The following is a 9690-nucleotide window of genomic DNA, read 5'->3' as shown; positions in this document are numbered from 1 at the left end:
TTGTTATTGCACTAGTAAGTTACTTCCAAAATAAGGGAGCAGATGATAGTAAAGGAATAGCCATTACTAAAGGTTTGTTTAAAACAAGCCCAGTCTTTAATATAGGAGCTTTTGCAGTCATGATAGTGCTTGTAGCATTGTACTCAGTTTTTTGGAAGTAGCAGTTTATAATTATAAAAACAAACATTAAATAATGAAAAGTAAAATTATAATTACTGGAGGAACAGGTTATATAGGTTCCCATACAGCAGTAGAATTTATAAATGAAGGTTTAGAGGTAGTTATCGTTGATAATTTAAGTAATTCAGACATTTCAGTTTTAGACAGAATTCAAAGTATAACTGATGTGGCACCTACATTTGAAAATATCGACCTTACGGATAGGGTTAAAACAACATCCTTTTTTGAAAGGCATAAGGATGCTTCAGGGGTAATCAATTTTGCTGCATTCAAGGCTGTAGGAGAAAGTGTGCAATTGCCTCTTCAATATTACCACAACAATTTAAACATATTATTAAATGTTATGGATTGCATGGATAGGTTTGAAATACGAAATCTAATATTTTCTTCTTCTGCTACAGTATATGGATTGCCAGATAGTTTTCCACTCACAGAAAATTCAAAAACAAAAAAACCAACCTCTCCCTATGGAAACACCAAAAAGATTGGTGAAGAAGTAATCGAAGACTTTTCAAAAGTAGCGAAGAACTTTAAAGCAATATCATTGAGGTATTTTAATCCGATAGGAGCACATAGTTCAGGTGATTTAGGAGAAACTCCAACAGGTGTTCCAAATAATTTAATGCCTTTTATAACGCAAACAGCATTGGGAAAAAGAGAAGAGCTGAAAATATTCGGGAAGGATTACGATACCATTGATGGTACCGCAATAAGAGACTATATTCATGTGGTGGATCTTGCTAAAGCTCATGTAATGGCATTTCAACGTTTGATGAAAAATGAGGCGAAAGAAAATTTTGAAATATTTAATATAGGGACAGGAATTGGCTATTCTGTTTTGGATGTAATAGCTTCTTTTGAGAAAACAACAAAGCAAAAATTGAATTACTCATTTGTAGATAGGAGAAGTGGAGATGTTCCAGTGCTATATGCGAGTACTGCAAAAGCAAAGAAAGAATTAGGCTGGAATCCAAAATTAACACTTGATGATATGACTAAATCGTCATGGGAATGGGAGGTAAAGAAGAATATTTTATAATTTAAAAGGTAGGTCAGAAATTATAATAGAGTCAATTTTAACCTTCTCAAACTTTTTAGCAATTTTAGAGGAGGTGTTTTTTCAATCGCTAGCTAAAAATGCTGACCATGTTAAAAATAATTTTATAAATCACTATTAGTCAAGAAATTAATTGAATTTACACAAATTAATTGTGGAGCAAAGATGACAAATATCAAAATATTTTGGAAGCGATTTACAAATTTTAATAAAAACAAAACCCTCTAAATTTCTTTAAAACTCTTTGAAAAAATATGAACGTTTTTTTTAAATATTTCAAGCTCTAATTGATGTTCTTTAAGGGCTTTATGTTATTGTTTAACTTCCGATGCATCTTCTTGTTTTTTTGATACTAATGTTATCTTACTTTCTTTGTTATTAATTCACCACTTTTAAATACGCTGAACGTGAACCCCTAATTCATTGGTTAAATATTTAATATTGTCTCGTTTGTAACTTAATTGAACTGCTTCTAATTTAAATTCGTTACTGTAATGTTATTTTTTCATAATTCCAACATACTAGTTTTTAACTAAACAGTCTTAAAATAATGTCCGAGTAAATGTTGGTAACTCCAAAAATGTAATTTGAAATTTTTAAGACATAGTTATTATCGATTGGTTTTAACAATAATAACACCATTTGCTCCCCTTATTCCGAAAATTGCTGAATCTGGCCCTTTCAAAACAGTAACAGATTCAATTTCATCAGGCATGATTTGACCAAATACATCTTTTGGGATTGCTGTTCCATTTAATATAAAAAGGGGAGTCATATTCCCATTAATTGAATTATAACCTCTTATTCTAATAATATTATCGGAAGATATATTTACTCCAGAAACTTTATCCCTTATATAGTCATAAATAGTATTAAATTGACTGGATATTATTTTTTTTGAAGAATTACTCAATAAATGGGTGTCATTTCCTTCTTTTATTATAATTGATAAGTTGCTTTGTCCATTATATTCTATTGAAGATATTCCTATATTAGGATGAAAAGCACTAATTTTTTTTGGTATTGTTTTTAACTTCGTTTTAAAAACCCCTTGAATATTTGTCCATCTTTTTTGCTTTACATCATCAAATAGAATTAGCGCTCCAGCAACTGGTTTCCTGTTAACATCTTTAACTTTAATTGTGATTTTTTGTTCTTGAGCGTTAACGTTAATAGTAAAAAATAATACTCCAATTATTGCTATTATATATTTTTTCATAATTATAATTTGTATTGAATATCAAATAAATAAAACTTAAATAGTGGAGACGCCGGGAATCGAACCCGGGTCCAAACAAGCAACCAAAGTAGTTTCTACATGCTTATTTTTCGTTCAATTTTCGACTTAAAGCTGACCGAAAACCGCCCACTTTAAGCTTAGTTTCTTAAGTTTCAAAATGCTATTGAAACACTAGCAAATCTATGTTAACTTTTACGATGCCTCTAATCTGACCGCCGCTAACCAAGGCTTTCAAGAGACATTTAGCTTTTGCACCTAGTGCAACGAGGCTTATCCTACTATAATTCGGATTAAGCAGCTAAAGCGTAGTTATCTTCGCCGTTTAAAATGTTGAAATTGAGATTTACGAGTGCTATTTCATAACTCGGCATGCTTCTAGTTTAATTGACCTTGCAGTCAAAACCAATCGTCCCCAAAATTTCAAAGATCTTTTTCCTTAAAGAAAGCAAATTTAAGCAAAATATGTCACATAGTTTATTTGTGAGTTCTTTTAATTCCTAATATATTAGTGCAAAATTTATACCAATTATTTATGAAGATAGGAATTATTAAAGAACGCAAGAATCCGCCTGATAGAAGAGTTGTATTATCTCCAAAAAAATGTAAAGAATTATTAAATGAATTTCCTGAGCTTACAATAAAAGTTGAAAGTTCTGAGGATAGATTTTTTACCGATGCTGATTATAGAATTGAAGGTATGGAAGTTGTGAATGATGTATCAGATTGTGATGTTCTATTAGGAGTGAAAGAAGTTCCAAAAACAAATTTAATTCCGAATAAAAAATATTTTTTCTTTTCACATACCATAAAAAAGCAGGCCTATAATCGAGATTTATTACAAGAAATATTAGCAAAAAATATTGAATTGTATGATCACGAAACTATTACAAATAAAAATAATATACGATTAGTTGCTTTTGGAAGATATGCAGGAATTGTAGGTGCATATAACGGATTTAGAACTTATGGGTTAAAATATAATCGCTTTAATTTACCAAAAGCAGAAGAATTACACGATCAATTAATGTTAATTCATGAATTACAAAAACTAGAGCTCCCACCTATAAAAGTGGTATTGACAGGAAAAGGACGTGTAAGTAATGGTGCTAAAGAAATGTTAGATGGTATGGGAATGCGAGAAGTTTCAGTTGAACAATTTTTATCTCAAATTTTTGATGAAGCTGTATATGTTCAAATAGATGTGTTGGACTACAATAAACGAAAAGATGGTAAGGTTATAAATGAACAAGATTTCTTTAAAAATCCGCAAGAATATGAAAGCAATTTTATGCGTTTTGCTAATGTTTCCGATCTTTATATAGCGTGTCATTTTTTTGGATCAGGTTCACCCTATATTTTTACACGTGAAGATGCAAAATCCGAAAATTTTAAAATAAAAGTGGTAGCTGATATCAGTTGTGATATTGATGGACCTGTAGCTTCGACGATTAGGCCCTCTACTATTGCAAATCCAATTTATGGGTATCATCCTTTGACAGAAAAAGAAGTTGATTATCTGAATAGCGATGCGATTGCAGTTATGGCAGTTGATAATTTACCTTGTGAGTTACCTAAAGATGCGTCTGAAGGTTTTGGAGAAAGTTTCGCAACATATGTAATTCCAGCATTTTTTAATAATGATAAAGATGGTGTACTACAACGCGCAAAAATGACAGAAAATGGAAAATTAACTGAAAGATTTAGTTATTTACAAGATTTTGTTGATGGAGAATAATCAACAACATTTATTAATTAAACTTGCTAATACCAAAATGCCTTATGGAAAATATAAGGGTAGGTTTTTAATCGATTTACCTGAGCATTATATTGTTTGGTATAAAAATAAAGGCTTTCCTTCTGGAAAATTTGGAGAGCAACTGCATTTGGTATATGAATTGCAACTTAATGGTTTAGAGGATTTAGTAAGAAAAATTAGAGAAAAATAGCACTTTTATAATTTTTTGGGAGTTAATTTTTGTTTCCAAAAACACCATAAATAATATGAAAACCTCCAAAGGCTACTCCCAATAACAAAAATTGAACTTCAGGAAAAAAGACAGCAAGCAAACTTTGTAAAGCAAAAAATAATCCGAGTATTTTTGAATAACCGTTTGTAAAGGGGCTCGCTAATATGCAACTTAAGCCATGCATCAATAATACTACAGGTATAATTAGTTTCACCATTCCTACTTGAATGCATACATAAGAAATGAAAAGCACTAGTATAAATTGAATGAAAAAAATAATTCTAATTTTTCTAGCATGCTGTTCCCAACCTTTTAAACCAATTTTTTTTCTTCTTCGTTTGTTTACATAAACAATAATAAAGTAACTAATTAGTGCAAACAAAACAGTGCTTATTAAAACTAAAATTTCAAAAAAAGAAATTGGTAAAACTGATGTAGCTCCACTTGAAGAGGTATATTGATTTATAAATACTTGGACTAAAACAATAAATAAAATACAAATAATACCAAACAAAACTCCTGCAATGCCTTGTAAAGATAAATTATGAGTTTTCGTATTCAAATTTCTAAAGATTAGTTAAAGCCTAAATCTACAAAAAAAATAGAAGCAAAAAAATCAACTTTTCAACAATAAAATGTTATTAACTAATTTGATAAAAAGACAATTTAGGTTTAAATATTTAATAGTTTTAATAACTGAAAAAAAACATAACAAACTTATTTAAAAAATGGCGGAGCAATTAACTTTTTCAAAAATATACACACATAAAGAGGTGCTAAAGAGTGCTTTAGAGTACTTTAATGGGGATGAACTAGCTGCAACTACTTGGATTAACAAGTATGCAATGAAAAATAAAGATGGTGAATATTTTGAATCTACACCTAATGATATGCATGAAAGGATGGCAACTGAATTTGCTCGCATTGAAAAAAAGTATTTAGGAAAAGAAAAAAGTAAAGAAGGACTATCTGAATACGGTAAAAACAGAAAATTCTTATCAGAAGAAGCTATTTTTAATTTGTTCAAAGATTTTAAATACACCATTCCACAAGGAAGTGTTATGTCTTCTTTAGGAAATAATAACGTAATCGCTTCTTTATCTAATTGTGTTGTGGTTCCTCCAGTTTTAGACTCGTATGGAGGTATTTTTTATACAGATCAGCAGTTGGCACAACTATTTAAAAGACGTTGTGGAGTTGGAGTAGATTTATCTAATCTAAGACCAAATGGGGCAATGGTTTCTAATTCTGCAGGTACAACAACGGGTGCAGTTTCATTTATGGAACGTTTTTCAAACACTACAAGAGAAGTTGCCCAAAATGGTAGAAGAGGAGCTTTAATGCTAACCATGGATATTGCACATCCAGATATTGAAGATTTTATTACGGTTAAACAAGATTTAACCAAAATTACAGGTGCAAATATTTCCATTCGATTATCAGATGAATTTATGATCGCTGTTGTAAATGATGATGATTTTAAGTTACGCTGGCCTATAGAAAGTGAAAATCCAACATATACTAGAATTGTAAAAGCAAAATCATTATGGGATACTATTATAAAATGTGCGCATAACACAGCAGAGCCAGGTTTAATATTTTGGGATCGTCAACATTTTTATTCAACATCATCAATATATCCTGGATTTAAAAATAGTTCAACAAATCCTTGTTCTGAAATCGCCATGCAAGGTGGTGATAGTTGTCGTTTAATTGCAATTAACTTATATAGTTTTGTTGAAAATCCATTTACTGATAAAGCAACCTTTAATCATAAAAAATTCTATGAAGTTGTTTATGAATCTCAACGATTAATGGATGATTTAGTTGATTTAGAGTTAGAGGCAGTTGATAAAATATTCAACAAAATAATGCACGATAAAGAACCAACTGATATTAAGCAAGTTGAAATTGATACCTGGAAATTATTATATAAAACTGGTAAAAAAGGAAGAAGAACAGGTTTAGGGTTTACTGCTTTAGCCGATGCTATGGCAGCTTTAGGAAAAAAGTTTGATACTGATGAAGCCATTGCTGAAGTTGATGAAATAATGAAAACCAAATTTAAAGGTGAGTTTGATAGTAGCATTGATATGGCAATAACTCGTGGAAAGTTTGATGTTTTTAATCCTGAAATTGAAAAGTATTCAGAGTTTGTTCAAATGATAGAAAAAGATTTTCCATCAATTTATGATAGAATGATGAAGTATGGGCGAAGAAACATCTCTATTAGCACAGTTGCACCAACAGGAAGTTTAAGTATGCTGGCGCAAACATCATCAGGAATAGAGCCTGTTTTCTTATTATCGTATAAAAGAAGAAGAAAAGTAAATCAAGACGATCCAAATGCTAAAATTGCCTATGTTGATGATATGGGTGATGCTTTTGAAGAGTTTGATGTATATCATCCAAAACTAAAACAATGGATGGAGGTTTCAGGTGAAACAGCTATTGAAAATAGTCCATATGCTGGAGCAACCGCGCCAGAAATTGATTGGAAAAAGCGCGTGGAAATGCAAGCTTTAGTGCAGAAGTATACCACACATTCCATTAGTTCAACAATAAATTTAGCCGCTGATGTTTCTGTTGACATGGTTGGTGATATTTATATTGAGTCATGGAAAAAAGGGTTAAAGGGAATTACGGTTTATAGAGATGGATCTAGAAGCGGAATTTTAGTCTCTAATGATGACAAAAAGGATAAAAAGAAAAATGATTGTTTTGCAGAAACTATTTTTCCTAAAAGACCAAAAACGATTGAAGCTAAAGTGGTGCGTTTTCAAAATGATTATGATAAATGGGTGGCGGTAGTTGGTTTAATAAACAATAGACCTTACGAGGTATTCACTGGAAAAATTGAAGATGCTTTTATTTTACCAGCTTGGTTAGAAAAAGGATATGTAATTAAAAATAGAGATGAAGAAGGTAGATCACGATATGATTTTCAGTTTTTAGATAAACAAGGTTATAAAGTTACTTTAGAAGGTTTATCAAGAACATTTGATAAAGAATATTGGAATTATGCCAAACTTATTTCTGGAGTTTTACGTCATGGAATGCCAATTCCTTATGTTGTTGACTTAATTCAAAATTTAAATATGTACGATGAAAATATTAATACTTGGAAGAATGGTATTGCTCGTACATTAAAGCAATTTGTAGAAGATGGAACTCAAGCAGCTGATAAAAAATGTCCGGATTGTGGAGACCCTGAAGGACTTATTTATGAAGAAGGATGCCTAAAATGTAAAAGTTGCGGTCATTCAAAGTGCGGATAATTTTATAATTGATTAAACATTAAAAACATCAACAAAATTTTATATCTTGATGGTGTTTTTTTATGAATCCAGTTGAACAATACATATTAAATCAAGAAGAACCATATCAATCAATTATGCTTTATGTACGAGGTGTAATTAGAAAAACGTTGCCAAATATTGAAGAAAAATTCAGTTATAACATTCCTCTTTTTAATTTAAATAATAAACCAATGTTGTATTTAAATGTTTTAAAAGGAACTAATTTTGTTGATATTGCCTTTGTACAAGGCATTTTGTTGAAAGAAAAATATCCTCAACTAAAAAATGAGAACAAAAGAAAACAAGTACGTTCTCTTCAAGTTAAAAGTTTAGAATCTTTTGATGAGTTGCAATTTATTGAGTTACTAAAAGACGCTGCTATATTTTTAGCTAAGAGCAAAAGAGCTTGGATAATTTAATAAAATTCTTTTTAAAAATTATTGATTGTCTTCCTTATAGCAACCAAATTACTAAGTAAACTTTCTAAATATTTTAAATCTAGCATATTGGCGCCATCACTTTTCGCATTTGCAGGATCAAAATGCGTTTCTAAAAATAATCCATCTACGTTGTTAACAACACCAGCTCTAGCAATAGTTTCAATCATATCAGGTCTTCCACCGGTAACACCACTAGTTTGATTAGGTTGTTGAAGTGAATGAGTAACATCTAAAACAACAGGTGCATATTGCTGCATTTCAGGAATTCCTCTAAAATCAACAATCATATCTTGGTAGCCAAACATAGTTCCTCTATCGGTAATCCATGCTTTTTCGTTTCCGCTGTCTTTTACTTTTTGAACTGCGTGCTTCATTGCTGAAGGACTCATAAATTGTCCTTTTTTTAAATTTACAACCTTACCTGTTTTTGCAGCAGCGACCACTAAATCGGTTTGGCGAACTAAAAAGGCAGGGATTTGTAACACATCAACGTATTCAGCAGCTTTTGCAGCATCTTCATTGGTGTGAATATCTGTAACTGTTGGAATATTGAATGTTTCTGAAACTTTTCTTAATATTTTTAATGCTTTTTCATCACCAATTCCAGTAAAACTATCAATTCTAGAGCGATTTGCTTTTTTAAAACTCCCTTTGAAAATAAATGGAATTTCTAATGTATCGGTCACTTTTAAAATATGCTCAGCGATACGTAATGCCATTTCTTCACCTTCAATGGCGCAAGGACCAGCTAATAAAAAGAAATTGTTACTATTTGTGTGTTTTATTTTTGGAATCAGGTTTAAATCCATTGTGAAATATTTTTTACAAAGGTACAGATTTTTTTTACTGATTGAAATCAGCAAATGAAATGTGTGAAAGATTTTTTTATGGAACTATTACCTTTAGTTTTTCTTTCTTTTTAATACTTTACTTACATTTGAACATAGTTAATTATTGGCTTTATGAATATACATTTTATTGCAATTGGAGGAAGTGCAATGCACAATTTAGCACTCGCTTTATATAAAAAAGGATATATAATTACAGGAAGTGATGATGCAATTTTTGAACCTTCAAAATCTAGGTTAAAAGCAAAAGGATTGTTACCAGGAGAGTTTGGTTGGTTTGAAGAAAAAATAACTTCAAATTTGGACGCAGTAATTTTGGGAATGCACGCAAAACCTGATAACCCAGAATTGATAAAAGCGCAGAATCTAGGACTTAAAATATACTCATATCCTGAATTTTTATATGAGCAATCCAAAGATAAAACGCGTGTTGTCATTGGAGGTTCTCATGGGAAAACCACCATTACCTCCATGATATTACATGTATTAAATTATCATGAAATTGAAGTAGATTATATGGTTGGTGCTCAATTGGAGGGTTTTGATACGATGGTACATTTAACTTCAGAAAACGAGTTTATAGTCCTAGAAGGCGATGAGTATTTATCAAGTCCAATTGATAGAAGACCAAAATTTCACTTATACAAACCAAATATTGC

The 9690-nt window shown here is 30.7% G+C and carries 9 protein-coding genes and 1 other RNA gene; 6 read left to right on the top strand and 4 right to left on the bottom strand.

Annotated features, from left to right (window positions below; all coding sequences use genetic code 11):
- Nucleotides 1-193 precede the first annotated feature (193 nt).
- A complete protein-coding gene (gene galE / locus HKP59_RS11085; RefSeq protein WP_291806817.1) occupies nt 194-1219 on the top strand; it encodes a UDP-glucose 4-epimerase GalE in 1026 nt (341 codons plus the stop codon).
- A gap of 628 nt (nt 1220-1847) precedes the next feature.
- Here the strand turns inward: galE and HKP59_RS11080 are convergent.
- Nucleotides 1848-2456: a TonB-dependent receptor plug domain-containing protein gene (locus tag HKP59_RS11080; RefSeq protein ID WP_291806815.1), complete on the bottom strand. Its 609-nt coding sequence runs from the start codon at nt 2454-2456 to the stop codon at nt 1848-1850.
- Nucleotides 2457-2497: 41 nt separating this feature from the next.
- Nucleotides 2498-2891, bottom strand: a transfer-messenger RNA (tmRNA) gene (ssrA, locus tag HKP59_RS11075).
- Nucleotides 2892-3009: 118 nt separating this feature from the next.
- On the opposite strand from ssrA, the gene HKP59_RS11070 reads away from it, so the two are divergent.
- A complete protein-coding gene (locus HKP59_RS11070; RefSeq protein WP_291806812.1) occupies nt 3010-4212 on the top strand; it encodes an NAD(P)-dependent oxidoreductase in 1203 nt (400 codons plus the stop codon).
- On the top strand, nt 4202-4423 hold the full coding sequence (locus tag HKP59_RS11065; RefSeq protein WP_291806810.1) for a DUF3820 family protein: 222 nt from the start codon (nt 4202-4204) through the stop codon (nt 4421-4423). Before HKP59_RS11070 ends, HKP59_RS11065 begins: the two co-directional genes overlap by 11 nt.
- Nucleotides 4424-4445: 22 nt before the next feature.
- Here the strand turns inward: HKP59_RS11065 and HKP59_RS11060 are convergent, their stop codons facing one another.
- The gene (locus HKP59_RS11060) at nt 4446-5006 is read right to left on the bottom strand and encodes a hypothetical protein (protein WP_291806808.1); all 561 of its coding nucleotides are present in this window, start codon (nt 5004-5006) and stop codon (nt 4446-4448) included.
- 166 nt (nt 5007-5172) lie between these two features.
- On the opposite strand from HKP59_RS11060, the gene HKP59_RS11055 reads away from it, so the two are divergent.
- Together HKP59_RS11055 and HKP59_RS11050 are read left to right on the top strand one after the other, a co-directional pair.
- The gene (locus HKP59_RS11055) at nt 5173-7722 is read left to right on the top strand and encodes an adenosylcobalamin-dependent ribonucleoside-diphosphate reductase (protein ID WP_291806805.1); all 2550 of its coding nucleotides are present in this window, start codon (nt 5173-5175) and stop codon (nt 7720-7722) included.
- 62 nt (nt 7723-7784) lie between these two features.
- Nucleotides 7785-8162 carry a DUF1801 domain-containing protein gene (locus HKP59_RS11050; protein WP_291806803.1) on the top strand — a complete coding sequence of 126 codons (378 nt, stop codon included), beginning with the start codon at nt 7785-7787 and terminating at the stop codon, nt 8160-8162.
- Between the two features lie 11 nt (nt 8163-8173).
- On the opposite strand, the gene kdsA is transcribed toward HKP59_RS11050, so the two are convergent.
- Nucleotides 8174-8992, bottom strand: a complete 819-nt coding sequence (gene kdsA / locus HKP59_RS11045; protein WP_291806800.1) for a 3-deoxy-8-phosphooctulonate synthase — start codon at nt 8990-8992, stop codon at nt 8174-8176.
- Between the two features lie 153 nt (nt 8993-9145).
- On the opposite strand from kdsA, the gene HKP59_RS11040 reads away from it, so the two are divergent.
- The coding region (locus tag HKP59_RS11040; RefSeq protein ID WP_291806798.1) for a Mur ligase domain-containing protein at nt 9146-9690 on the top strand (545 nt) is incomplete at its 3' end.

Source organism: Lutibacter sp., from assembly GCF_013041805.1.
Taxonomy (GTDB): Bacteria; Bacteroidota; Bacteroidia; order Flavobacteriales; family Flavobacteriaceae; genus Lutibacter.
The sequence above is the reverse complement of the archived record's forward strand: the minus strand, read 5'-3'. Positions and strand labels throughout refer to the sequence as shown.

Coding starts and splice junctions, on each gene's coding strand:
- galE (WP_291806817.1), top strand. CDS start 194: ATGAAAAGTAAAATTATAATTACTGGAGGAACAGGTTATATAGGTTCC.
- HKP59_RS11080 (WP_291806815.1), bottom strand. CDS start 2,456: ATGAAAAAATATATAATAGCAATAATTGGAGTATTATTTTTTACTATT.
- HKP59_RS11070 (WP_291806812.1), top strand. CDS start 3,010: ATGAAGATAGGAATTATTAAAGAACGCAAGAATCCGCCTGATAGAAGA.
- HKP59_RS11065 (WP_291806810.1), top strand. CDS start 4,202: ATGGAGAATAATCAACAACATTTATTAATTAAACTTGCTAATACCAAA.
- HKP59_RS11055 (WP_291806805.1), top strand. CDS start 5,173: ATGGCGGAGCAATTAACTTTTTCAAAAATATACACACATAAAGAGGTG.
- HKP59_RS11050 (WP_291806803.1), top strand. CDS start 7,785: ATGAATCCAGTTGAACAATACATATTAAATCAAGAAGAACCATATCAA.
- kdsA (WP_291806800.1), bottom strand. CDS start 8,992: ATGGATTTAAACCTGATTCCAAAAATAAAACACACAAATAGTAACAAT.